The following is a 22,929-nucleotide window of genomic DNA, read 5'->3' as shown; positions in this document are numbered from 1 at the left end:
CGTGCTGCAATGAAGAAAAAGATTTGGGACCTGTACGCGCCGATTTATAAGCAGGCGATGAAGGCGGACCAGAAGATATACAACTTTATGTACGAGCGCATCCCGCAGAAGATCCGGGATATGGAGGTGCTGGAAATCGCCACCGGCCCCGGGCTGCTGGCCAGGCACGTGGCTCCGGCGGCAAAGCGGATGGTCGCCACGGACTATTCCGACGGCATGATCGCCGAGGCAAAGAAAGGGCCGCGGCCTGCCAACCTGGAATTTGAGGTGGCGGACGCCATGAATCTGCCCTACGCGGACAGCAGCTTTGACGCGGTGCTGATTGCCAATGCCTTGCACATTGTGCCGGATCCGCAGAAGGCGCTGCGGGAGATCAGCCGCGTGCTGCGGCCGGGCGGACTGCTGATTGCTCCGACGTTTGTGGAGCATAATGGGACCCTGGGCAGCCGCATCTGGTCCCGGATCCTGCGGATCGCGGGGATCCGGTTTGAACACCAGTGGTCCGCGCAGGAATACCTGAAGTTCCTGGAGGACAACGGCTGGAAGGTGGAATTCAGCAGGGAGATGGCGGCGCGGATCGCCCTGATGTACACGGAATGCCGGGAGGCGGAGAAGAAATGAAGATCACCGAGACGGGAAACAGGTCAGGAAAGACCCTGGTGCTGCTGCCGGGAACGGGCTGCACCTGGGAAATCAATTTCCGTGAGGTACTGGAGGACCTAAAGGAACAGTACCATCTGATCTGTGTCAACTATGACGGTTTCGACGGGGACAGCAGCAAGCCGTTTACCGATATGCTGACCGTGACGGGGAAGATTGAGGATTACATCCTGGAGAATCACGGCGGCCGGGTGGACGGCGCCTACGGCTCCTCCCTGGGCGGAAGCTTCGCGGGGCTGCTGCTGGAGAGGGGAAGGATCCACATGGACCATGTGTTCATCGGCGGGTCTGACCTGGACCAGGGAAGTCCCCTGACGGGCAGGATCATGACAGGGCTTGTGGGCAGGCTGATCGGAAATGCCGGAAAGAACGAAAAAAAGAAGGAAAAGCTGAAGAAGCTGCTGGTGAAAGCCTTCGGCGTGGACAACGACGCGGAGACGAACGAATTCATGGAACAGTTCGCCCGGAGCATCGCCTCGCTGCACCCGAAGACGGTGGGCCGGGAATATTACTCCGATTATGTGACGCCCCTGGGGAATGACCTTCACGCGGAAGGCACAAGGGTGCACGTGATCTATGCCCTGAAGATGGGACCGAAATACGAAAAGCGGTACCTGCAGCATTTCCGGGATCCGGAGCTGCTGCGGTTCGACATGCAGCATGAGGCCTGGCTGTTCCAGAAACAGTGGCGGCAGCCGGTGCTGGACGCCATTGCGGAATGCATGCGGTAAACCGAAACGGAATTCATAATTCAGAATTCATAATTCAGAATTCAGAGTGCTGGAGGACGCATGAAGACCTATACACCGGAGAACCTGGTGAAGATCAGCCGGTACAGAAAGCTGTTCCCGACGCTGCCGGAGGAAGTGCGGCAGGATGTGTACAGCCGGATGCTGGTGCTGCTGAAGGAAGAGGAAAAGTGGTGCGACAGGGGCAACTACAAGCATATTGCCCAGATCCTGACCACCATCGCCCTGTACGAGGTGCTGCAGATGCACGGGGAAAGCGAGCCGGAGGCCTACCGGATCATTTCCGAAGCCATGTGGGGCGCTTTGACGCCGGAATCCTACCAGAAGATGGCCCGGCGGTCCTTCTTTCTTCCGATGATGAAGAAGATCCTGCCCTTCGGGTTCCGCCACGGCAGCGGCGCCGGCTGGAAATACACCTGGCATCTGAAGGAGGATCCGAAGGACCGGTTTCACTTTGAGTGCCGGGAATGTGTGTACTGGCACATTTTCAGCGAGCAGAACCTGATGAAGCTGGGTGCGATGTTCTGCCATTCGGACGTGATCAACTTCGGAAAGCTGCCCTATACGGATTTCAGGAGGACGAAAACCCTCTGCCAGGGCGGCGATTGCTGCGACTTTGACTTTGTCCGCCACAAAACGGACGCCGGGGACGGCTGGGAGCGGTTTGAAAGCATCTGACCGGACAGGAAAACAAAAGAAAAATACCGGCACGATCGGGAGAGAATCGTGCCGGTATGTCTTTTGATCCGGGATTACCGGGGATCTTTGATTTTGTCGGGAACAACCCAGTAATCGCACATGCTTCCGCCGGAAGCAAGGGTCTGTTCCCTGTGCAGGACCGCGTGGTTGGCTTCGGTGATCAGGTAGTCCAGCTCGCAGCAAACGGGCAGGATCTCCATGAAACCGTATTTCCGTGCGTAATTGTTCAGCGGGCAGTTGGTGAAATAATAGAAAACGCCGTCCCGGTGCTTTGTTTCATCAATATTGTAATCCCAGGTCTTATCCCGGTACTGCGGACGGCTGTCTGCCCATTCTTTCTTTTCGTAAAGCCCTTTCAGGGATTCCCGGATATCCTCGGGCCGGTTCATATCCCTTTTGCCAAGTATTTTGGTGACCATGGGGCTTTTGACCATGTCCCGGATCACGGGGCGGAAGCTGTCGGGAGAGATGGCTCCTTCCGCGCCTTTCCAGACGGCCATGAGGACAAAACACATATAGATATTGCTGGCCATGGGATTGTCCGAACCAATATCATCCACCTGGGTGAGCATTTCCCGGTAAATGCCAGGCGCGTTTTTCAGCGCCCGGCGGGTGACCTCCTTACCATAGGCTTTTTTCAGATGCTTCCGAAGCAGCATGGAAAAGAGCCGCAGGTAGGAGCCTTTGTATTTCATCATGACATGATACCTCTTTCTGCTTGCGGGGGTTAAGCGGCGTCATCCGCGGCTTCTTCCCCGCCCTGATCAGCACTTTCATACATCACGGCGGTTTCACCGGTTTCTGCAGTCAGTGCTTCACCATCCAGCGTTGCGTCTGTTACGCAGCTTTCAATGACGCTGTTGACGGAACGGCCGGCAACGGCTCCGGGAGTTACAGCTCCGGTAATGTCTGCTTTTACGGTACAGTTAACGACCTTGAAAGCAGTTTCTTCACCGTAGAAATACAGGCCGGTGCCGAACAGGCCGCCCACATGGGTGGCTCCGGGAGCGTTGATCACAGCTGTTACGCTGCAGTTGATGATCTCAGAAGGATACTTTGTTGTTACGACTCCTTCCGCTTCCGCGATGATACTGCCGTTGGAGTGAGAACCGCCGAAACCGCACAGGCCGCCGATGGCATGGCCGCCGTTGACGGTGGTAATGGTAACGTCCGCAGTACAGTTGGAAACGGTATCCATCATTTCCAGGCATCCGGCGATACCGCCCAGGGCGATGGGTTCATTGCCTTCAGCGGTGACGGTGCCCTTTGCGGTGCAATTGTCAATGCTGCCTCCGAAGCTGCCGCCGATGACCAGGCCGCCGCACTCCGCGACGTCCGCCTGGACGATACGGCCTTCGGGGAAATCATTGTCTCCCAGTACGTGAATGGCTGTTCCATCCACGGAGCAGTTGTAAACAGCGCCGTTATTACCGCCGGTAATACCGCCGACACAGTTGACACCGGTAACGCTGTTTTCCCCGGACAGGGTTACATCGTGAACCATGCCCATGTTATAGCCCACCACGGCGCCGATAGCATTGGAGAAGCCGTTCGTGCAGGTGACGGTGATGTTCTTCGCGTTCAGGTTTTTCACTTCACCCAGGCTCATGCCGAAGATTCCGCCGCCAACGATGGGATCTCCGGAGGTGAAGGTAACATTGGAAATGGTATGGCCCTGTCCGTCAAAGACACCCATGAACATGAAGTTCACATTGCTCTGGTCGGTCATATCCATCCGTCCGATGGGCTGCCATTCCATGCCGGCCAGGTCGATGTCCTCTGTGAGGGCAAAGAAGGCGCCGTAGTATCCGCCCGCACTGCCGTCATTCACAGCGTTCGCCATGGCCAGCAGCTGGTCCGCTGTGGCGATCTGCCAGGGATCCGTTTCAGTTCCGCTTCCGCCCGCAAAGGGAGTTGTTTCAGCGGAAGCCGCGCAAAGGCCAAGGGCCAGCGCAAGGGCTAAAAGAGTTGAAAGTAACCTTCTCATAAGAGGTACCTCCTTGAAAATTGTTTTGTATGTCATCGCTTTCGCGGGGACACCGGGAATCAGGCAATTTTCCAGGATGCGGCTTCCTGACGGCCTTCCACGAAGGTTTTGTAGATGCCGTTCTTCCGGATCAGCTCGTCATGGGTGCCGTGCTGGGCAATCTTACCGTTGTCGATCACGAAGATCTGGTCCGCGTTCCGGACAGTCTTCAGCCGGTGGGCGATCATGATGATCGTCTTTTCCTTTGTCAGTTCCTCAATAGCCGCGGTCAGCTCGGTCTCGCTTTCCGGGTCAACGTTGGCTGTGGCTTCATCCAGGATGATGACCGGAGCGTTCTTCATGATCGCACGGGCAATGGAAATGCGCTGTTTTTCACCGCCGGAGAGGCTGGCACCGCCTTCGCCGATGACGGTCTGATAACCTTCCGGAAGCGCCATGATGAAGTCATGGCAGCGGGCTTTCTTTGCCGCTTCAATGACCCGGTCCATGGAGGCACCCGGCTCACCGAAACGGATATTATTGGCAATGGTATCCTCAAACAGATAGACGTTCTGGAACACGAAACTGAAGTTTTTCATCAGGGAGTCGAAACTGTAATCCTTCACGTTTCGGCCGCCCAGGAGCACCTGGCCGCCCTGCACGTCCCAGAACCGGGCCATGAGGTGGCACAGGGTGGTTTTGCCGCCGCCGGAGGGACCTACGAAGGCGGTGGTGGTCTTTTCCGGAATGGTCAGGGACACATTGTCGATGATCTTTTTCCGGTCGTAGGAGAAGTCCACGTTCTTCAGCTCAATATCCCGTCTGGCGGGAGTGATGTCCGCTCCGTCAATATCCATGGGCGGCATATCCATGATTTCCTTTGTCTTTGTCACAGCTACATGGACGGTTCGCAGCAGGGCGGAGAAGGAACCCATGGCCTCCAGGCTTTCAAAGACCATGAAGGCGGAGATCATCATCATGATGCAGTAGAGCAGCGGCATGGTGCCGTCAAAATAGAATTTCAGGGCAAGAATACTCATCACCATGCCGGTCAGCTTGGTGGTGATGTTCTGGATGGTGACCCAGGGCATGACGGTGAATTCCACGGCGGTATCCGTATCCCGCTTTTCATTGATGGCGGCGTCCAGCTTCTTCGCCCGGCTGTCGGTCATGGAATAGTTCTTGACTTCGGCAATGCCCTGGACATATTCGATCACCTGGGAAACCAGGTCTTCATCCGCGTTGTGCTTCCGGGAAGCCAGGGGAACGGTGGCTTTCTGCATCCGGGAGTTGAACAGCAGGAAGAGAAGAATGCCGGCCACCAGGACCAGGCCGATGCGCCAGTCAAAGGCCAGCACAAAGACGGCAATGACGGAAGTGGTCAGAATGCCCTGGGTGGTGACCATGACGATGCGGGCAGCTACGTCCGCCAGGGATTCCATGGTGTTGGTGGTCACGTTGGTGATGGCACCCAGGGAATTGCGGTTGAAGAAACCCATGGGCAGGTAACGCAGATGCTCGGCAATCTCAATGCGCTTGTTGCAGCAGGAATGATAGCCGGCTTCACACTGGAGCATGGTGGTTTTCAGGGTGACCATGATCTGGCCCAGAACGGAAACTGCCATAATGCCAAAGGAGAGCCACAGGTGGCGGGAGGTCAGCTGACCCTCAATGAGCCCCTGGACCACGACCGCGACGGCGGTAATGCGCAGGGCGGAGAACATGGCGCGGAACACACCGAGAATGACGGCCAGGTGGAATTTGTGACGGTCTTCCCGGTTGCAGAAATCAAAATATTCCTTCAGAATCTTAAGCAACGTCTTCAGCCTCCTTCGCGGCAATATGCGCCTGCCACATGCTCCGGTACAGGTCACTGCTGTCCAGCAGCTCCTGCTGGGTTCCGGCGGCTTCGACCTGTCCCTTGTTGATCAGGATGATCTGATCGGCGGAGGCAATGGTGGACAGACGGTGGGCGATAACCAGCAGCGTGCGGCCTTTGACCAGTTTTGCGACGCTGTGCTGGACCAGCGCTTCGTTCTCCGGATCGGTATAAGCGGTGGCTTCGTCCAGGATGATGACAGGCGCGTTTTTCAGCATGGCGCGGGCAATGGAAATCCGCTGGCGTTCACCGCCGGACAGATGTCCGCCTGCGCCGCCGCAGACCGTCTGATATCCGTTTTCAAGATTCATGATGAAATCATGGCAGCCGCAGGCTTTGGCCGCTTCAATCACCTGTTCATCCGTCGCCCTGGGATTGCCCAGACGGATGTTTTCCATGACGCTCATATCAAACAGGTAATTATCCTGGGAAACAAAGGCAATCTCTTTCTGATAGTCATCCAGCGGGATCTTCCGGATGTCAGTGCCGCCGAAAGTGATCTCACCGCTGTCCACATCCCAGAAGGAGGCAATCAGCTTGGCGATAGTGCTTTTGCCTGAACCGGATGGACCGACCAGGGCATTCACAGTACCTTCCTCAATGGTCAGGTTTACACCGTGGAGGACTTCTTCTTTTTTATAGGCAAAATGCACATCCTTCAGGCAGATGGTGGTGCCGACGGGGGCCTGGGCCAGCCGTTCCGGACGTTCCAGCTCCGGCTTGGTCAGGATGTTTGTGACTTCCCCGATGATGGTGCCGCACTTGCTCAGGTCATCCATGTAGTTGGAGGCCATGATGAAGGGCGTGATCAGGCCCATGGCAAGGATGATCAGCATCACCAGGTCCGGCGCGGTAACGGCTCCGTTCATGAAGTAGCTGACGCCAAAGGGCAGCAGGGGCAGCAGCGTAGCCGGCAGGACTGCCATGGCGGTATTCTGGTACACATTGCAGCGGCGCATCCATTCAATGAAGCAGTCAGCGCCCTCCTTCGCGGCGTTTACGAACTTGTCGTAGCTGGTTTTTGCCTTGCCGAAGGCCTTGATCACCTCGATGCCGTTGATGTATTCCACGGCGGTGTCATTCAGCGCCTTGGTCTTGACGATGGTGTTGGTGAAGTCAGCTTTCATGCCGCGCATCATCAGGCCGAAGCAGGTAAAGCCGACCGGCACCGTCAGGAGGGACAGCAGCGCCAGGCGCCAGTCGATGCTGACCATATAACCGAAGATGACAAAGGGGATCAGGAGGTTGGACGTCACTTCGGGGATCATGTGGGCCAGGGTGGTTTCCATGGAATCCACGCGCTCGACGATGATGTTTTTATAGGAACCGGAGGATTCGTCCAGCACGTCGCCCAGGGGCATCCGGGCCAGCTTTCGGGTTAACTGCCGGCGGATCCCGGCCAGCACTTCAAAGGTGGCCTTATGGGACATGGTGGTGGAGAAAGTGTGGAACAGCCGGCTCAGCACCCAGAACAACCCCATATACAGGATCTGGTTCAGGCAGTAGGAAAAATCCGCTGTGCCTTCAAGCAGCCTCCGGACAATGTTCGCAAGGTAAAGGAAGGGAATAAAACCGCAGACTACGTTGGCGACTGCCAGCAGCACGCTGATAACGTAGCTGCTCCTGCGGGCGCCCGCAAACTCCATCACCCAGCTGAAGGTGCTGCGTTTACGGGCTTTTGCCTGTTTTGACATGGGAAGATCGACCTCCTAAGTTAGAATTGGCTAACAACAGGGGCAAAAAAAAGCGCCCCGATGTTACGAAAAATAAAGGGGCTCAGTAACCGAAAAGCGCCTGCCAGCCCCGGGCAAAGAACGCATCCAGGGTATCGGCGTAATGCATGGCCTGTTCCCGGGAGAAATCATGGATGACCGCCTGGAAGACAGCATCGATATTGGCGGTGACGAGCAGGTGAAATTCCTCCGGATCCACTTCCCTGATCGGCATCCCCTGTTCCCGCAGGAGAGACATCATATCCAGGGTGATTTTTTCCTCTGCCTCCGACAGATCATGCAGGAAGGATTCATACCGGGTGCCCCGGGATTTGCAGATCAGCAGGCGAAAGGCGTCCAGATGTTCATAGATAAAGATCATGGCCATTTTCGCGTCCCCGCCCTGGCTCCACTTATCCCCCAGGGATTCGGTCTGCAGGGCTGCCTGTTCTTCAGCTTCCTCCAGCCGGTAGAGGCTGATCAGCCCCTGGCAGGCAGGTTCCACAAGGGCGGCGAACATTTCCTCCTTGGAGGTAAAATGCTTGTACAGGCCGGCAACGCTCATACCCGCGGCGGCGGCAATCCGCCGCATGGAGGCGTCCGTAAAACCGTAAGTCATGAACTCCTCCCGGGCTGCTGCGATGATCTTTTCATGATGAGCGGATTTGTCGCGTGCCATAAGGCGCCTCCTTCCATCCATTTAAGTGAACACTGTTCGCTTCCGACGGATAGAATAACCGGATTGAAGAAGCTTGTCAAGAACAAATTAGATCCATCTAAAACAAACGTTTGCACTTGACAATCATAGTCTTTCATGGTATACAATATCAGGCATGTGAAAAGTCATGCATCGGCTGCTTCTGAGACGGGAGCAGCTTCCTTTGGGGTTCAAAGTTAGATGCAACTAATAAAAGAAGACAAAATCAGACAAACAACTGACGTCGGCCCGGAGGAAAGAGAGCAAACAGGAGGAGAAAAACAAAGATGGGTATTGTGGAACTGAAGGATGTATCGAGGGTTTACCGCAACGGCGATCACGAGCAGCGGGCGCTGGACCACGTGGATCTTTCCCTTGAAGAAGGAAAGTTTATCGTAGTGCTCGGTCCCAGCGGCGCAGGCAAAAGCACGCTGCTGAACCTGCTGGGCGGACTGGACAGCCCGACAGAGGGAACCATCACCGTGGACGGAAGGGATATTTCCACCCTGACGGAAAACGAGCTGGCGGATTACCGGGCGGAAACCGTGGGTTTTGTGTTTCAGAGCTACAACCTGATTCCCACCCTGACCGTGATTGAAAATGTCGCGCTGGTCAAGGAAATCGCAAAAAATCCCCTGAGCAGTCATGACATGCTACGGGAAGTCGGCCTGGCGGATCACATCCATCAGTTTCCTTCCGAACTGTCCGGCGGTGAACAGCAGCGGGTTTCCATTGCCCGGGCGCTGGCGAAAAACCCCCGGATCCTGCTGTGCGACGAGCCTACCGGCGCGCTGGACTCCGAAACCGGCGTGATGGTGCTGAAGCTGCTGCTTTCCATGGCCAGGGATATGAACAAGACGATCATCATTGTGACGCATAACCAGAACATCGCGAAGATGGCGGACGTGGTGATACGGGTGAAGAACGGGAAAATTAAGTCCTGCGAAGAGCAGGAGAAGCCGATGACAGTCGAAGAAGTGGACTGGTGAGCAGAAGATGAATGTGACATTCATCTTCTGCAATGCAGAATGCAGGATGCAGAATGAAAATGTTTTACTGATTCAGAATGAAATATTGAATTCTGAGGATTCGTTTATAAGGTCAGAATGAAAAGGATTGAGTTTTTATGCTGATAAAGAAGTTATTCAGGACGCTGTGGCATTACAAGGCACAGTTTATTTCCATGGTGCTGATGATCGCCCTGGGTGTCGGGGTGTTCCTGGGATTCAACATTGAATGGTACAGCCTGGAAAAGAACCTGACAGAGATTTATGAAGCGACCGGTTATTCGGATTACCGGGTTTATGCCGAAAAGGCCTTCAGCGAGGAGGACCTGCAGAAAGTACTGGAAATAGACGGCGTGGAGGATGCCACACGGTACCTGTCCGTGGTGACGGCGGTAAAAGGAACCGAAGACACCCTGGCCATGACCGTGGTGGAGAATCCGAAAGTTTCCGGCCTGCTGGTAACCTCCGGGGAAGCCTATGACCCGGAAAGCGAGGACGGGATCTGGCTTTCAGACCGGTATGCCGCGGCAAACGGGATTCAGCTGGGTGACAGCATGAGCCTGACCTACAAGATGATCGAGGTGACTGGTACCGTAAAGGGCCTCGTCAAATCCAGCGAATACCTGATCTGCCTGCCGGATGAGACCCAGATGATGCCGGACTATAACTCCCACGGCTTCGGATTTATCTCTCCGAAGATGATGGATAACGCGATCCCTGCCATGGCCCGGATGTTTACGGGCGGATCGCTGTATATGCAGCTGAACGTGAAGAGCAGCCTGGAGAAGGCGGATTTTGTGGAAAAGCTGGACAAGGCGCTGGGACGGACACTGCTGGTGCTGTCCAGGGATGAAAGCTTTACCTGGTCGGAAGCCCAGGGCGAGGTGGATGAAGGCAAAACCATGGGATCTATCCTGCCGGTGCTGTTCCTGGCTATTGCCATCCTGACCATGGTGACTACCATGCACCGGATCACGGCCAGCGAGAAACGACAGATCGGCACCATGAAGGCACTGGGATTCAGGAACAGACGGATCCTGATTCACTATACTTCATACGCGCTGATCATCGGACTGATCGGATCGCTACTGGGTATGGCGATCGGTTATGGGCTGGGCCTGTTCATCCTGAATCCGGACAGCGCCATGGCCACCTACCTGGATATGCTCCACTGGACGCTGTACGCGCCGCCCTTCAGCTGGCTGGTAATCATACTGATCAACGTATTCCTGACCCTGATCGGTTTTCTTTCCGTGCGGAAGATGCTGCAGGGTACGGCGGCGGACGCGCTTCGGCCTTATACACCCAAACGGATGAAGCACCTGGCTGTGGAGGAGACAAAACGCTTCAAAGCCCTGGGCTTCGGGATCAAATGGAACCTGCGGGATCTGCTGCGGCATAAATCCCGGTCCTGGATGACACTGTTCGGCGTGGTAGGATGCATGGTGCTGCTGGTAGGCGGCATGGGCATGAAGGACACATTGAATTCCTTTATGGACGTGTTCTTTGACCAGGCAAACAATTATACGACCAAAATCAACCTGGACGCGGAAAACATTACCAATGAGGAAGCCCTGGCCCTGGCAGAGAAATATAACGGAGACTGGGTAGCGCAGCGGAGCGTGCAGATCGGAGACAAAGGATACACCCTGGAAGTCTATGAGATTACCCATGACCGGATCCGGTTCGCGGACCAGGATATGAACGTGATTGCCCTGACGGACGACGGGGCGTACATCGGCGAGCGGGTGGCGCAGACGCACGGCCTGGCAGCGGGGGACAGCCTGACCTTTTCCCCCTACGGGACGGATGAAAGCTATACGGTCCGGGTGGCCGGAATCTGCAAGTGCCTGAGCGAGAGCGTGATGATGACCCGGGCCTGCGCGGAATCGGCGGGGATCTCCTACACGGTCAACGCGGTCTTCACGGACGAAACGGAAGTGGAGACGGACAAGCATATCCTGAACACCCAGAGCAAGCAGTCCATTATGGATTCCTTCGGGACCTTCATTGACCTGATGGACAAGATGATCTGGCTGCTGGTGATCGCGGCGGTGGCGCTGGGAATTGTGGTCCTGTACAACCTGGGCGTCATGAGCTATACGGAGCGGTACCGGGAGATGGCGACGCTGAAGGTGGTCGGGTTCAAAAACAGCAAGATCGGCCGGCTCCTGATCAGCCAGAACCTGTGGCTGACCGTGATCGGAATCCTAATCGGCCTGCCTGCCGGCGTCGGCGTGCTGCAGTACCTGCTGACCGCCCTGGCTTCGGAATATGAGATGAAGCTGACGCTGGGTCCGGCAACCTACCTGCTCTCCATCCTGCTGACCTTCGGGGTTTCCCTGATCGTCGGACTGATGGTCGCCCGGAAGAACCGGTCGATTGATATGGTGGCCGCGCTGAAAACGGAAGAATAAAGAGGACAGAACAAGGCCCGGATCCATGACGGATCCGGGCCTTGTTATACGGTTTGGATTATCCCTGCACAGGCAGGATATCCAGGCTGCGCATGAGTTCCATACAATTGGTGATCTGTTCTTCGGTCAGGGCCAGGCCGGGGGCTTCATCCCCGGCGACCAGTGTCAGTTCGATCTCATGGCCCTGGCAGACGGTATAGAAGTCCAGGAAGTCCTGGTCTTCACCGGTTTCCCGGACCAGCAGCAGGCTGACGCCGGAAGCGGTTTCAAACATGTCAAAGGTGACGGTATTCTCTTCGCTGAAGCCGGATTTAATCCATTCCAGGGTTTCCGCATCCAGGTCACCCAGACGCTGTGCACTGGCGTAGCTTTCGTTGAAGGAAATAAAGATGTTCAGGCGGGGAGCCGCGGGATTGTCACTGATTACAGCGCATTCCATGGTCAGGTCACTTTGGGAGAGAATGGTGCACTTGTATCCATCGGGCAGCGTGCCGCGAAGCTGCAGGCGGTCCTGGAAATCGATTGAAGCGTCACTGCCGGCAAAAGCGGAAACGCTGGCCAGCAGCAGTGCGGCGCAAAGAAACAGGGATAAAAGCTTTTTCATGGGGTATTACCTCCTTATCTACGGGTCTGATCAGTTCAGACGGGTCACGTAGTTTTTCATAATGAAACCGGTGGCTTCCGTGTTGGGATCGGTTACCTGGTACCAGCTCTGGGTTTCGGCAATCACCGTCAGCTGGGCACCGCTGCGGTAGGTGGCGAGAACTTCAGTATCCTTGCTGGGAGCCCAGCGCATGTTAACCCATCCGCTGGCACGGGAGGGGCGGACACTGACCACAAAGGGAGCTACCAGACGGGCGGTCCGGAATTCCGCGTTCAGCACCGCAATCGTATCAGTGTAGGCCGGAACGGGAACGTAAGGCGCCGCGGTGGGAACAGCGGTCGGAATGACTGTGGGACGCGGGGAAGGAGCGGCGGTATACAGGGGAGCCGGCTCATCCCACTGCAGGAATCTGCTCTGGACATAAGCCTCGCCGAAACGATCCCAGACAACGCTGGCCCAGCCGTTTTCCAGGAAACGGAGCACCTGCATTCTGGAACCATAGGGAGCAACGGCAATGATGTTGTTTGCTACGCGGGGCGCGCTTCGGACATTCAGGCCCTGGCCGTTGTCTGTATAGACATACATGACCATAGCCGATGCTTCCAGATAGGGATAAACATTACTGCTGTTGCTGGCGGCGGACTGGCCGATGCCGTTATCGGCAAAGGCGGCGGCAAGTCCCAGGACCAGCGTCAGCGCGAGCAGCAGGGAAAGCAGCTTTTTGTTCATTGAAATACCCTCCTTATGCGGAACGGACGTCAATATATCCGGCAGATCATGTATTGTTTCGATCATACCGATTATACCAAAAAAACGGAACGGATGCGCATTTTATTCCCAAAGCGGAAAAAAACTGAAAGGATACAGGAAACGGGGATGATATTGACTGAAAACTACATTGACAAACGGGCCTGGTTCATGATAGGATCCGAATGTTAGTTCTGACTAATAGGAAGGATGCCGTGCGGTGAACGTGAAGACGATACCACATGGCTTTTCTTGAAAACGAGAGTTAGAAATAACTAATTATATTGATTTGAGGAGGATCTCTCATGAAAACACTCCGTTCGGTTCTTTCCCTGATCCTGGTTCTCTGCCTGGCAGCGTGCGCAGGCGCCGCCCTGGCGGACAAAACCCTGGAAGGTGACGCCAACGTGGACCAGCGCAACTATCCGTCCACGGCTCCCTTTATCCATCCGCCCTTCTACAATGTGAAGCTGACGGTGGAGGTTGACGACAGCGGCGTGATCACCGCCGTGAAGGACAACGGCACAGGTGCAGCCGGTTCCGTGCAGGAAGGGAACGAGGAATTCTGGGCCAATAAAAACAAGCCCTTCTTTGACGCGGCGGTGAACGGCGGCCTGCTGGAAAAGTTCGTCGGCAAGACCCTGGAAGAAGTCAAAGCCATGGATATGAGCGCGGGCGTGGATGCCGTTTCCGGCGCCACCATGGTCAGCGCCGCCGCCCAGGAGGCGGTAATCAACGCCTTTGAAGGCAAGGCGGGCAAAACCTTCCTGGCTGTGGAAGGCTCCGCCCTCCCGCTGGATCAGATCGACGGAAACACCGTGATCCTGACCAATGCCCTGCCGGAGGATTTTGATCTGCAGGTGCTGGACATCCGCCGGGGCGTGCGCAATGAGGAAATCATTCCTGCCGACAGTTACACCGTGGAAGCGGCCGGCGGAAAGGTGAAGATTGCCTTCAATGATATCGCCGCCCTGAAAGCCGGTTACTACTATGTGAACGTCATTGACAACAGCGGAAAGTACCGTTCTCCCTCCTTCGAAGGCGGTCCCGCGGCAGCGCAGGCGCCTTACTTCATCATTGACAGCGGACTGAAAGCGGATGACCTTTCCTTTGACGGGGAGAAGATCGTCCTGGCCTCCGGCTCCATGGCGGACTACCTGGAAAATCTGCAGCATGTGCAGATTCTGGCGGAAGGCGCGGAGAAGCCTGTGGAACAGGAAATCGTCGGCCATCACGGTACGGTGGGCAACTTTATTGCCCTGGATGAGAACGGTGTGCTGAACGCCGACGGCGTGGTGAAGGCCCGCAACGGCGATGAAAACCCGCTGTTCGAAGCCGGAAAAAACTATACCGTGACGGTTGCGGCCTTCGGTTATCCGGAGCTTTCCTTTTCCTACACCAAGGCGGCGGAATGACGCTGACGGAGTAAGGATTTGCCTGATATTTCCCAATTAAGCAAATAGTTTGACAAGACTAACTATCGGATGATAGTATTCTATCCGGAAGACGACCTCTTCCACCAAATATCAGGTATTCGCCGACTCCTTGAATACCTGGGCCGGGCATCCGGGTCTGTTTCCGCTTCTTCCCGGGCGCCCGGCTTTTTTCCATGATTAAACCAGCAGGAAAGGATGAAAGAACATGAACAGCTTTGCCATTACCAAGGTTACAGGACGTGAAATTATCGACTCCCGCGGCAATCCCACCGTGGAGGCGGAGGTGACCCTTGCCAGCGGGATTGTCGGACGCGGCGCGGCTCCTTCCGGCGCTTCCACCGGTGAGTTTGAAGCGCTGGAGCTGCGGGACGGCGACAAGAGCCGTTTCGGCGGCAAGGGCGTTTCCAAGGCTGTGAACAATGTGAATACTGTGATCAACGATGTGCTCCAGGGCATCGACGTCCGGGACACCTACGCCGTGGATGGCGCCATGCTGAAGGCGGACGGAACGAAGGATAAGTCCAAACTGGGCGCTAACGCGATCCTGGCGGTTTCCATCGCTGCCGCGAAGGCGGCGGCGGAAGGCCTGGGCGTAACGCTGCACCAGTTCCTGGGCGGCGTGCAGGGCAACAACCTGCCGGTTCCCATGATGAACATCCTCAACGGCGGTGCGCATGCCTCCAACTCTGTGGATACGCAGGAATTCATGATTATGCCCGCGGGCGCTTCTTCTTTCCGTGAAGGTCTGCGGATGTGCACGGAGGTTTTCCATGCCCTGCAGAAGTTGCTGAAGGCGGAAGGCGAAACCACCGCCGTCGGCGATGAAGGCGGCTTTGCCCCCAACCTGAAGAGCGACGAGGATACGATTGAACATATCCTGCAGGCTGTGAAGGACGCCGGATACGAACCCGGAAAGGATTTCGTGCTGGCCATGGACGCCGCTTCCTCCGAGTGGAAGAGCGAGAAGGGCAAGGGATACTACCATCAGCCCAAGTCCGGCAAGGACTTCACTTCCGATGAGCTGATCGCCCATTGGGAATCCCTGATCGACAAGTACCCGATTATCTCCATCGAGGACGGCCTGGATGAGGAAGACTGGGAAGGCTGGCAGAAGATGACCGCGAAGCTGGGCGACCGGGTGCAGCTGGTGGGCGACGACCTGTTTGTGACCAACACGGAGCGCCTGGCCAAGGGCATCAAACTGGGCTGCGCCAACTCCATCCTGATCAAGCTGAATCAGATCGGTTCCGTTTCCGAGACGCTGGAAGCCATCAAGATGGCCCACAAGGCCGGATACACCGCCGTGACTTCCCACCGCAGCGGCGAGACGGAGGACACCACCATCGCGGACCTGGCCGTGGCCCTGAACACCCGGCAGATCAAGACGGGCGCACCGAGCCGCTCCGAGCGCGTGGCGAAGTACAACCAGCTGCTGCGCATTGAGGAAAGCCTGGGTGAAAACGCTGTTTATCCCGGATTCGACGCCTTTGGGGTGAAGAAGTAATCATTCTGAAACCGGTTATCGGACAGTCCGCCGGCAGACACCGGCGGACTTTTCACTTTCAGATGAGTGAACGACCGCCGCGGATGAAAACGGTTCAGGAACGGGGGTGAAATCATGCGGCGAAGAAAAAATCAGCTTGATCAGTCCTTTGTGTATAAGAAGCTAAAGAAAGAACTGGTTCGCAGGTACGGGAAAGAAAAGGCCTCCGCCATATGGGAGGAGGCCGGAGGGAAACTCCGGACATTTGAAACGGCGGAACCGGAGGCGGATAAGACAAGCAGAATGTTTACTTTTCCGGCGGCGGCCATATACCAGGCTGTTGAGCAGTACGCGCCGGGAGACGCGCTCGGGGTTACCCGCGCTTACGGAAAACAATTCGGGCAGCGGGTCAGGAAGATCTTCAGAAGAATCACGGCCTTGCCGGGAGTGCCGGCGCTCATGTGGAAGCATATGGATAAGCTTGCCGGGAAGATGAGCGACGGGTACGGGACAAAGAATATGGTTGTTACCACGGAAGAGTGCCGCCTTGACGTGATCAGCTGCCCGATCTGCGACAAGGCAAAAGTACTGGGAGTGCCTGAGGCGGCACAGATGATCTGCTGCATGGACAAAGAATATATGACCGGTATCCGCGGCATGGATTACAGGAGAACAAAATCCCTGGCAGAAGGGGATGACTGCTGCGACTACCGGATGAGAAGGACAGGAAAGAAATCCGGCGGATTCTGATAATGCATGAGGAAAGAAAAGCCAGATGAGTAAAGCACAGATGGATGACGAACTGCTCCGGCTATACCGGCAGATCCGGGAAACGCCGGCCCTGGCCGTCGATTTCCCCGCGGAAACGGGGAAGGGACGCATCACGCGGCTGGACACGCGCAGGTATTCCCTTTCAGCCTGGAATATGGAATTCCACCGGGACACATTTGTTCAGGGACGCGGCGGAGATGAGATGCGGCTCCTGTTCTGTACGGGAAACGGGGTGGAATGGACTTCGGACCGGGGAACGATGCGCCTGGATCATAATGAAGCGTGTTTCTGCGCCGCAGACGGTTCCACAGAAAGAATGTGTTACCAGGGCAATTTGCCGTTCTCCTTCCTGTCGGTGGCTGTTCCGGCGGAACAATTTACCGGGATGATCGGCTGCCATTTCCGGGAACCGCAGAAGATGACGCAGATCCTGCAGGGCAGGTCTTTTCCCATCAATGCGGCTATCCGGCGAAGCCTGCATGAGATCGGATCGCTGGAATCGGTTCATAACGGGTTTGAAATGATGCGCCTGGAAGCGCATTTGCTGGAAAGCCTGTCATACTGCCTTGAATCAGCCCTGGGGGAACCGGCTGCATCCCGCGGGCTGCATCACGACGACCTGACAATCATTGACGCAATCAGGGAGAGAATAGACGGGGATCCTGCCGCGGTACCGGACATAGCGTCGCTTGCGCGGGAGTACTGTATGAGCGCGTCCAAACTGACAAGGGCGTTCAAACAGGTCTGCGGGACTTCGCTGCACGCCTATGTGATCGAAGCACGGATGCAGAAGGGGATAGAACTGCTGCACGAGGCCGGCGTTCCGGTCTGCGAGATTGCCGAAAGGGTCGGATACGCGAAACCGAGCCAGTTTTCCGCCGATTTCCGGAAGCGCTTCGGCATTCTTCCCAGGGAATACAGGACGAGCTGAAACTGCCTGTTTTTGGGCAGAAAGAGGCGGAATTTGGGGTTTGATAAGGCTAACACCGGGGATACACTTATGGCACAAAATGACAAGGAGGGTTCCTTTGGTGAAAAAGATCCTTTGTTTGACCCTGGCGCTGCTGATGGCGCTGACAATGACTGCGTTCGCGGATAACGGCTTTGCCGGCGGAAGCGGAACGGCGGAAGATCCCTGGCAGATTGCCGACGCGGAGCAGCTGAACCTGATCCGGGAGAACCTGGGCGGCCACTATATCCTGACGGCGGATATTGACCTGGCCGGATATGAAAACTGGGAACCGATCGGCGCTTTCCGGTCCCTCTCCGACGCGCCGGAAGACGCGGAGGTTCCGCATCCTGACTATGCCTTTACCGGGACGTTTGACGGTGCCGGACATACCATTTCCAACCTGAAGGTGACGGCTGCCGCGCCTATGGGCGCGGGACTGTTCGGCTGCGTGTCCGGAACGGAAAACGGAAGCGCCTTTATCGGCAATTTCACGCTGGAGAATATTGACGTTTCCGGCTTCTACCTTGTGGGCGGCGCGGTTGGCCTGCAGTTCATGAACTGTAAGGTTTCCGGCATTACACTGAAGGGCGAAAACAAACTGAGCGGCGCCCAGGGCATCGGCGGCATTGTGGGAACAGGTTTCGACCTGATCTCTGACTGCACAGCCACCGCCGATATTACCGTTACGGGTGATGACGGCGCCTGCGCCGGACTCATCGCCGGCGGTACGACCATGAGCCCGATTGCCGGCTGCCAGGCAGCGGGCGGCAGCATCACGGCGGAAGGAAACGCGATCTGGGGCATCGGCTCCATCTGCGGCGCACCCTGGGGCGCTCCTGAAATCAAAAACTGCAAGGTAAGCGGCACAGCCATTACCGTTACCGGCGAAGGGAACCGCCTGGTGGGCGGCCTGCTGGGCTTCGGCGGCACCTATGATCCGTCCGCGCCCGCGCAGATTACCGGATGCACTGTGGAAAATGTATCGATTACCGTTTCCGGCACAACGAAAGCGGTCGGCGGACTGATCGGCGGCGGCAAGGAAATGATGGAGGGAAGCGACATGATGTCTTCCTTTGAAATCAAGGATTGTTCCGTTTCCGGCACCATTGCCGGCGGCGGCGAAAACACGGACACGGTTGTCGGCGATCCTGCCTGCGCGGTTTCCGTGGAATGCAGGGATGAAATGACTGTTTCCGGGGAGAATGCTGACGTTGCATAACCGGAAGACAGCAGAATGAACAGCGAAGGCTGCCGCATTTGCGCGGCAGCCTTTTTGCGTGCTATTGACTATATCGGCGGAAGCTTTGCATTCCGCGGAGGCTTGCATATAATGAATCAGGTAAGTTATGACTAACTTATCGAAACGAAAAGGGAAAAGGACAATCCGGCATCCCGGCGGACATTCCGATTCCAGGAAACAGACAAGGAGAAACGCTGCTATGGCATCCTACAATGATATTGGCATTGATCATAAACCGGACTGGATACGGATCAGGAAACTGATGATCATCGGCCTGCTGGCAGGGTTTATAGTGCTGGCCGGTGACATGCTGCTGGGATGGGGCGTGCACGATCCGGAAAAAGCAGGGCTGGAGGGATTCCTGTCCTCCTACCTGACGCTTTCCGACAGCCGGATGTTCTGGTCCGCGTTCCTGGGCCTGATCGGTATTCCGCTGGAGGGACTGTGCTATTTTGCCATCTACCGGCTGATCGCCTCCCGGTCCATGCATTACGCGCACCTTTACCGGACCGGCATATTCGGCTACCTGATCTTCGGCGGGTGCGGCGTGCATGTGCCGTGCCTGGCTGCTGTGTTTGTTTACCGGCACCTTCATGAGACCAGCCTGGAAAACGCTCTGGAGCTGAGCATCCGCTTCGGCCTGTATTTCCTGCTGCCGGCCACGATCCTGTTCCTCCTCTTCTGGCTGATTCATTCCTGGGCGCATATTGCGGCCTTTGCCAAAGGACTGACGCCCTATCCCCGCTGGTGCTGGGTTTTCTGTCTGCCGGTCGGACAGGCGCTGACGATGCTGCTGAAGTTTGCCCCGGATTCCGCACTTCGCAACGCGCTGACCGCCGGATGGATCAGCGTCGGGAATATCTGGATGATGGGCGGACTGCTGCTGACGATGAAGTATGCCAGGAAGGAGCAGGGGAAATGAATGATCTGTATGAGACCGGGATTTCTGAAGCCCGCTGGTGGACTTACGATATTCCAGGCAATACCGGATGGATTATCTGGCTGATCTGTACCTGGAAATGCCTGGCGCAGGGGATCAGCCTGTTTTCCGCCCTGGCCCTGCTGCCGGCTGTCCTGATGGTGCTTGGGGTGGCTGAAATTATCAGCGAACGGATCGCAAAGCTGGACAGGATTCTTCCGCGGAAACGGCTGCTCCGCGGCTTCGGAGCGTTAACCGCCGCCGGAATCATCGGCGTTCCCGTTTCGGTAACCGGAATCTGCCTGAAGGCAAACGGAAACCTTCCCCTGTGGATGCTGGGAGGAGCGGCGCTTTGCGGGCTTTTTGCCGGACTGATCTATCAAGGATTTCGAAAGAAGGAAGCATGAGATGAAAGTGCTTGTATACGGTTCCGGCGTGATCGGAAGTTATCTGGCTCATGTGCTGTGTTCCGCCGGAAATGACGTGACCATGCTGGCCCGGGGAGAATGGAAGGAACAGCTGCAGCGGAACGGACTTCGGATCCGGCATCACCTGCAGCACAGGGAAACGCTGGATCATCCTGAAGTGATCGGGGAGATCACTCCCGAACAGGCATACGACGTTGTTTTCGCAGTGATGCCTTACCACCGGATCGGCGCCATTCTGGAGCCGCTGGCAGCGGTGAACGCGCCGCTGGTTGTGATGGTTGGCAACAACATGAACGCAGCCGGAATGCAGGAGACCATCCTGGCAAAAACAACCTGTCCGAAGCAAATCCTGTTTGCGTTCCAGGCAACGGCCGGGAAACGGGACCGGGAAAACGGGCTGCTGGTCTGTGAACGCCTCGGCACCGGCAATATGGACATCGGCGGACTGCACGCAACGCCGGATGAAAAGACCCGGAAACAGCTGGAAGCCGTATTCGCCGGAAGCGGCTATACCCTCCGGTGGCAGCCGGACATGGAGGCTTACCTGACCTGCCATCTGGCGGCGATCCTGCCGATCGGCTACGCGACCTACGCCTGCGGAGGAAATCTTCGCACGGCCACAGGGAAACAGCGCAGGCAGATGCGCCTTGCATCCCGGGAAGCATTCGGGATGCTGAAGGCACAGGGAATCCCGATTCTCCCGTCCGGGGACGAAAAATACTACGGGCAGGGCGTGAAGGGCAGACTGATGCAGTTTGTCTATTTCCTGATGTCCAAAACCGAAATGGGCGACCTGATTGCCTGCGCCCACTGCCGGAACGCCTGGGAAGAGATGGAACTGCTGGATAAAGCCTTTGAGGGGATTATCGCAAAGGCGCCGGATGAACCGATGACCAACTGGAAAGAACTGAAAAAAGCCGCACCATCCTGGGAGAAAATCCGGGAGCAGTATGAAAGAAAGTAAGGCCGGGCAGGGAAAGGAAGAAACGGCAGAATGATTGTACGGAAAACATCCGTTTTTCCCGCGGGACAGGAGCTGGTGTACAGCAAACTGCAGGAACTGAAGACACTGCAGTATATTGCAGCCCCTTACGCGGCTTTTGAGCCTGTGGGCGCGGTGACACCGGTATGGAATGCCGGCGGTGTCTCGTCATACAGATTCAGGCTCTTTTGCCTGATTCCCTTCGGAATCCATACAATCCGGGTGATCCGGGTTGATCCGCAGGGGATCAGCAGCCGGGAAAGCAATGCGCATGTGCCGGTCTGGAATCATGATATTGTGCTGAAAAAGCTGGATGAACAGCATACGGAATATACGGACCGGGTGGAAATCCGGGCAGGATGGAAAACGTTTTTTATCTGGCTTTGGGCAAATGCTTTTTACCGTCACCGGCAGAGGAAATGGATCCGGCTGCTGGCCGGTGTGAAAAAATAAAACCGGAGGGATAATGATGCTGCTGACAATATTCCTGGCAATTGTGTTCTGCACGGCGATTACGCTGATGCTGCTGTCCGCCGTGGCGTTTGTCCAGAAGAAGGAGTTTTTTTCGTCTGCACCCAGGGAAGCGAGGGAGGCGGTGCTTCCCCGCGAAAAAGAACTGTTTTACGGCGCCAGAAAAATCGGCTGGACGCTCATAATCTTCAGCATTCTCATGATCCTGGGCACAGGGGTTGTTTCCATCTGGGACGGCTTCAGGAGCGGATTCGGCTTTTGGCAGTTTTTTACAAGGTTTGTGCTGATTTTTACCATCTACAAAGTTTACGACATGGTCTGCTTTGATTACTTCCTGCTGATGAAGTTCCGTTTCTTCCAGCACTACTATCCGGAGACGGAAAGCGTGTATCCCCCGAAAAAGTACGGCTATAATCTGAAAAGCCAGCTGCTGAAGCTGCTGGTCATATTCCCGGCGGCTTCGGCCATCGCGGCCTGGATCTGCAGCTTATTGGGATAAGAGGAGGCGCCTAGCATGAAACTGAGCCTGAAAGAATACGACGCCATGCAGACCGGCTGGCGCAAATGGATCAACGAGCATATGGAAATCGGCGGTTTTAAGGCCTGGGGCATGGATTTTACCGGGAAAGATGTTCTGGAGGTCGGATGCGGATCCGGCTATTCCGCGTCCCTGATCGTCAAGGACCATCCGAAAAGCTATACCGGTATGGATATCATGCCGGAACAGCTGGAAAAGGCGGAGGCGCTTGCCCTGCCGGACGCGCGGTTCGTCCTGGGAGACGCAGCCGATCTGAGCCGGTTTGAGGATGAAAGCTTCGACATGATCGTGGACTTTATGATCCTGCACCATGTGGAGGGGTGGCGGCGCTTCCTGGATGAAGCCTTCCGGGTCCTGCGGCCCGGCGGCGAGATGTACATCAACGATCTGACGAGGAAAGGGGTTCATCTGACGGACTTCTTCCTGCAATGGAATCACGCGGAGGAGCCGCTGTTCACGATGAAGGAGTTTGAACAGCAGGCAGGCAGGAGCGGCTTTACAACGGTCAGAAGGTGCAACTACGCAGGACTCGATTTCTGCTTCAAATTTCAGAAACCGGAGGAATGATTGTA

General features: G+C 56.1%; 23 protein-coding genes. 16 read left to right on the top strand and 7 right to left on the bottom strand.

Annotation, left to right across the window (positions count from 1 at the left end; genetic code table 11):
- The first annotated feature begins 9 nt into the window (after positions 1-9).
- Genes JYE50_RS09320 through JYE50_RS09310 form a run of 3 tightly spaced genes read left to right on the top strand, consistent with a single transcriptional unit; the run spans position 10 to position 2,087 of the window.
- The gene (locus tag JYE50_RS09320; protein WP_084095266.1) at positions 10-621 is read left to right on the top strand and encodes a class I SAM-dependent methyltransferase; all 612 of its coding nucleotides are present in this window, start codon (positions 10-12) and stop codon (positions 619-621) included.
- Positions 618-1,391, top strand: a complete 774-nt coding sequence (locus JYE50_RS09315) for an alpha/beta fold hydrolase (RefSeq protein WP_084095265.1) — start codon at positions 618-620, stop codon at positions 1,389-1,391. Before JYE50_RS09320 ends, JYE50_RS09315 begins: the two co-directional genes overlap by 4 nt.
- A 60-nt stretch (positions 1,392-1,451) precedes the next feature.
- Positions 1,452-2,087 carry an L-2-amino-thiazoline-4-carboxylic acid hydrolase gene (locus JYE50_RS09310; protein ID WP_084095264.1) on the top strand — a complete coding sequence of 212 codons (636 nt, stop codon included), beginning with the start codon at positions 1,452-1,454 and terminating at the stop codon, positions 2,085-2,087.
- A 74-nt stretch (positions 2,088-2,161) separates the two neighbouring features.
- Here JYE50_RS09310 and JYE50_RS09305 read toward each other — a convergent pair whose 3' ends face one another.
- The 5 genes from JYE50_RS09305 to JYE50_RS09285 form a co-directional block, all read right to left on the bottom strand.
- Positions 2,162-2,806, bottom strand: coding sequence for an L-2-amino-thiazoline-4-carboxylic acid hydrolase (locus JYE50_RS09305; protein WP_084095263.1), 645 nt, complete (start codon positions 2,804-2,806; stop codon positions 2,162-2,164).
- Positions 2,807-2,835: 29 nt separating this feature from the next.
- Positions 2,836-4,095 carry a GLUG motif-containing protein gene (locus JYE50_RS09300; RefSeq protein ID WP_179138268.1) on the bottom strand — a complete coding sequence of 420 codons (1,260 nt, stop codon included), beginning with the start codon at positions 4,093-4,095 and terminating at the stop codon, positions 2,836-2,838.
- A gap of 59 nt (positions 4,096-4,154) precedes the next feature.
- Complete coding sequence (locus tag JYE50_RS09295; protein ID WP_143763572.1) at positions 4,155-5,891, bottom strand: ABC transporter ATP-binding protein; 1,737 nt, start codon at positions 5,889-5,891, stop codon at positions 4,155-4,157.
- Positions 5,884-7,647: an ABC transporter ATP-binding protein gene (locus tag JYE50_RS09290; RefSeq protein ID WP_084095261.1), complete on the bottom strand. Its 1,764-nt coding sequence runs from the start codon at positions 7,645-7,647 to the stop codon at positions 5,884-5,886. The genes JYE50_RS09295 and JYE50_RS09290 overlap by 8 nt, the downstream gene beginning before the upstream one ends.
- Before the next feature lie 82 nt (positions 7,648-7,729).
- A complete protein-coding gene (locus JYE50_RS09285; RefSeq protein WP_084095260.1) occupies positions 7,730-8,344 on the bottom strand; it encodes a TetR/AcrR family transcriptional regulator in 615 nt (204 codons plus the stop codon).
- Between the two features lie 305 nt (positions 8,345-8,649).
- On the opposite strand from JYE50_RS09285, the gene JYE50_RS09280 reads away from it, so the two are divergent.
- Positions 8,650-9,351 (top strand): ABC transporter ATP-binding protein, encoded by a 702-nt coding sequence (locus tag JYE50_RS09280; RefSeq protein WP_084095259.1) that lies wholly within the window; start codon positions 8,650-8,652, stop codon positions 9,349-9,351.
- 137 nt (positions 9,352-9,488) lie between these two features.
- Positions 9,489-11,786 carry an ABC transporter permease gene (locus tag JYE50_RS09275; protein WP_084095258.1) on the top strand — a complete coding sequence of 766 codons (2,298 nt, stop codon included), beginning with the start codon at positions 9,489-9,491 and terminating at the stop codon, positions 11,784-11,786.
- A gap of 58 nt (positions 11,787-11,844) precedes the next feature.
- Here JYE50_RS09275 and JYE50_RS09270 read toward each other — a convergent pair whose 3' ends face one another.
- Positions 11,845-12,390, bottom strand: coding sequence for a hypothetical protein (locus JYE50_RS09270; protein ID WP_084095257.1), 546 nt, complete (start codon positions 12,388-12,390; stop codon positions 11,845-11,847).
- A gap of 30 nt (positions 12,391-12,420) precedes the next feature.
- Entirely contained in the window at positions 12,421-13,119 is a 699-nt protein-coding gene (locus JYE50_RS09265; protein WP_179138267.1) for an SH3 domain-containing protein, read from the bottom strand.
- A gap of 323 nt (positions 13,120-13,442) precedes the next feature.
- On the opposite strand from JYE50_RS09265, the gene JYE50_RS09260 reads away from it, so the two are divergent.
- The 11 genes from JYE50_RS09260 (at position 13,443) to JYE50_RS09210 (ending at position 22,924) form a co-directional block, all read left to right on the top strand.
- Entirely contained in the window at positions 13,443-14,552 is a 1,110-nt protein-coding gene (locus JYE50_RS09260; RefSeq protein WP_084095255.1) for an FMN-binding protein, read from the top strand.
- A gap of 226 nt (positions 14,553-14,778) precedes the next feature.
- The gene (gene eno, locus JYE50_RS09255; RefSeq protein WP_084095254.1) at positions 14,779-16,077 is read left to right on the top strand and encodes a phosphopyruvate hydratase; all 1,299 of its coding nucleotides are present in this window, start codon (positions 14,779-14,781) and stop codon (positions 16,075-16,077) included.
- A gap of 114 nt (positions 16,078-16,191) precedes the next feature.
- Positions 16,192-16,806, top strand: coding sequence for an L-2-amino-thiazoline-4-carboxylic acid hydrolase (locus JYE50_RS09250; protein WP_084095253.1), 615 nt, complete (start codon positions 16,192-16,194; stop codon positions 16,804-16,806).
- A gap of 25 nt (positions 16,807-16,831) precedes the next feature.
- A complete protein-coding gene (locus JYE50_RS09245; RefSeq protein WP_084095252.1) occupies positions 16,832-17,758 on the top strand; it encodes a helix-turn-helix transcriptional regulator in 927 nt (308 codons plus the stop codon).
- Positions 17,759-17,858: 100 nt separating this feature from the next.
- On the top strand, positions 17,859-18,998 hold the full coding sequence (locus tag JYE50_RS09240) for a GLUG motif-containing protein (protein WP_179138266.1): 1,140 nt from the start codon (positions 17,859-17,861) through the stop codon (positions 18,996-18,998).
- 220 nt (positions 18,999-19,218) lie between these two features.
- The gene (locus JYE50_RS09235; protein ID WP_084095250.1) at positions 19,219-19,941 is read left to right on the top strand and encodes a DUF6796 family protein; all 723 of its coding nucleotides are present in this window, start codon (positions 19,219-19,221) and stop codon (positions 19,939-19,941) included.
- Positions 19,938-20,345: a hypothetical protein gene (locus JYE50_RS09230; protein WP_084095249.1), complete on the top strand. Its 408-nt coding sequence runs from the start codon at positions 19,938-19,940 to the stop codon at positions 20,343-20,345. The genes JYE50_RS09235 and JYE50_RS09230 overlap by 4 nt, the downstream gene beginning before the upstream one ends.
- A gap of 1 nt (position 20,346) precedes the next feature.
- Positions 20,347-21,330, top strand: coding sequence for a ketopantoate reductase family protein (locus JYE50_RS09225; protein ID WP_084095248.1), 984 nt, complete (start codon positions 20,347-20,349; stop codon positions 21,328-21,330).
- Between the two features lie 30 nt (positions 21,331-21,360).
- Entirely contained in the window at positions 21,361-21,801 is a 441-nt protein-coding gene (locus tag JYE50_RS09220; RefSeq protein WP_084095247.1) for an Rv1443c family protein, read from the top strand.
- Positions 21,802-21,814: 13 nt separating this feature from the next.
- Positions 21,815-22,318 carry a hypothetical protein gene (locus JYE50_RS09215; protein WP_304588083.1) on the top strand — a complete coding sequence of 168 codons (504 nt, stop codon included), beginning with the start codon at positions 21,815-21,817 and terminating at the stop codon, positions 22,316-22,318.
- A gap of 15 nt (positions 22,319-22,333) precedes the next feature.
- Positions 22,334-22,924 (top strand): class I SAM-dependent methyltransferase, encoded by a 591-nt coding sequence (locus tag JYE50_RS09210; RefSeq protein WP_084095245.1) that lies wholly within the window; start codon positions 22,334-22,336, stop codon positions 22,922-22,924.
- Positions 22,925-22,929: the final 5 nt, after the last annotated feature.

Origin of the sequence: Aristaeella lactis, assembly GCF_018118585.1 — a bacterium.
In the GTDB taxonomy this organism is placed as follows: Bacteria; Bacillota; Clostridia; order Christensenellales; family Aristaeellaceae; genus Aristaeella; species Aristaeella lactis.
This window is presented reverse-complemented; position numbering and strand designations above follow the sequence as displayed.

Bases quoted from the DNA above. Each gene is read 5' to 3' on its own strand.
- JYE50_RS09230 (WP_084095249.1), top strand. From the start codon at position 19,938: ATGAATGATCTGTATGAGACCGGGATTTCTGAAGCCCGCTGGTGGACT.
- JYE50_RS09245 (WP_084095252.1), top strand. From the start codon at position 16,832: ATGAGTAAAGCACAGATGGATGACGAACTGCTCCGGCTATACCGGCAG.
- JYE50_RS09260 (WP_084095255.1), top strand. From the start codon at position 13,443: ATGAAAACACTCCGTTCGGTTCTTTCCCTGATCCTGGTTCTCTGCCTG.
- eno (WP_084095254.1), top strand. From the start codon at position 14,779: ATGAACAGCTTTGCCATTACCAAGGTTACAGGACGTGAAATTATCGAC.
- JYE50_RS09265 (WP_179138267.1), bottom strand. From the start codon at position 13,119: ATGAACAAAAAGCTGCTTTCCCTGCTGCTCGCGCTGACGCTGGTCCTG.
- JYE50_RS09210 (WP_084095245.1), top strand. From the start codon at position 22,334: ATGAAACTGAGCCTGAAAGAATACGACGCCATGCAGACCGGCTGGCGC.
- JYE50_RS09220 (WP_084095247.1), top strand. From the start codon at position 21,361: ATGATTGTACGGAAAACATCCGTTTTTCCCGCGGGACAGGAGCTGGTG.
- JYE50_RS09250 (WP_084095253.1), top strand. From the start codon at position 16,192: ATGCGGCGAAGAAAAAATCAGCTTGATCAGTCCTTTGTGTATAAGAAG.
- JYE50_RS09285 (WP_084095260.1), bottom strand. From the start codon at position 8,344: ATGGCACGCGACAAATCCGCTCATCATGAAAAGATCATCGCAGCAGCC.
- JYE50_RS09270 (WP_084095257.1), bottom strand. From the start codon at position 12,390: ATGAAAAAGCTTTTATCCCTGTTTCTTTGCGCCGCACTGCTGCTGGCC.
- JYE50_RS09290 (WP_084095261.1), bottom strand. From the start codon at position 7,647: ATGTCAAAACAGGCAAAAGCCCGTAAACGCAGCACCTTCAGCTGGGTG.
- JYE50_RS09315 (WP_084095265.1), top strand. From the start codon at position 618: ATGAAGATCACCGAGACGGGAAACAGGTCAGGAAAGACCCTGGTGCTG.
- JYE50_RS09320 (WP_084095266.1), top strand. From the start codon at position 10: ATGAAGAAAAAGATTTGGGACCTGTACGCGCCGATTTATAAGCAGGCG.
- JYE50_RS09225 (WP_084095248.1), top strand. From the start codon at position 20,347: ATGAAAGTGCTTGTATACGGTTCCGGCGTGATCGGAAGTTATCTGGCT.
- JYE50_RS09305 (WP_084095263.1), bottom strand. From the start codon at position 2,806: ATGATGAAATACAAAGGCTCCTACCTGCGGCTCTTTTCCATGCTGCTT.
- JYE50_RS09300 (WP_179138268.1), bottom strand. From the start codon at position 4,095: ATGAGAAGGTTACTTTCAACTCTTTTAGCCCTTGCGCTGGCCCTTGGC.
- JYE50_RS09310 (WP_084095264.1), top strand. From the start codon at position 1,452: ATGAAGACCTATACACCGGAGAACCTGGTGAAGATCAGCCGGTACAGA.
- JYE50_RS09280 (WP_084095259.1), top strand. From the start codon at position 8,650: ATGGGTATTGTGGAACTGAAGGATGTATCGAGGGTTTACCGCAACGGC.
- JYE50_RS09235 (WP_084095250.1), top strand. From the start codon at position 19,219: ATGGCATCCTACAATGATATTGGCATTGATCATAAACCGGACTGGATA.
- JYE50_RS09215 (WP_304588083.1), top strand. From the start codon at position 21,815: ATGATGCTGCTGACAATATTCCTGGCAATTGTGTTCTGCACGGCGATT.
- JYE50_RS09275 (WP_084095258.1), top strand. From the start codon at position 9,489: ATGCTGATAAAGAAGTTATTCAGGACGCTGTGGCATTACAAGGCACAG.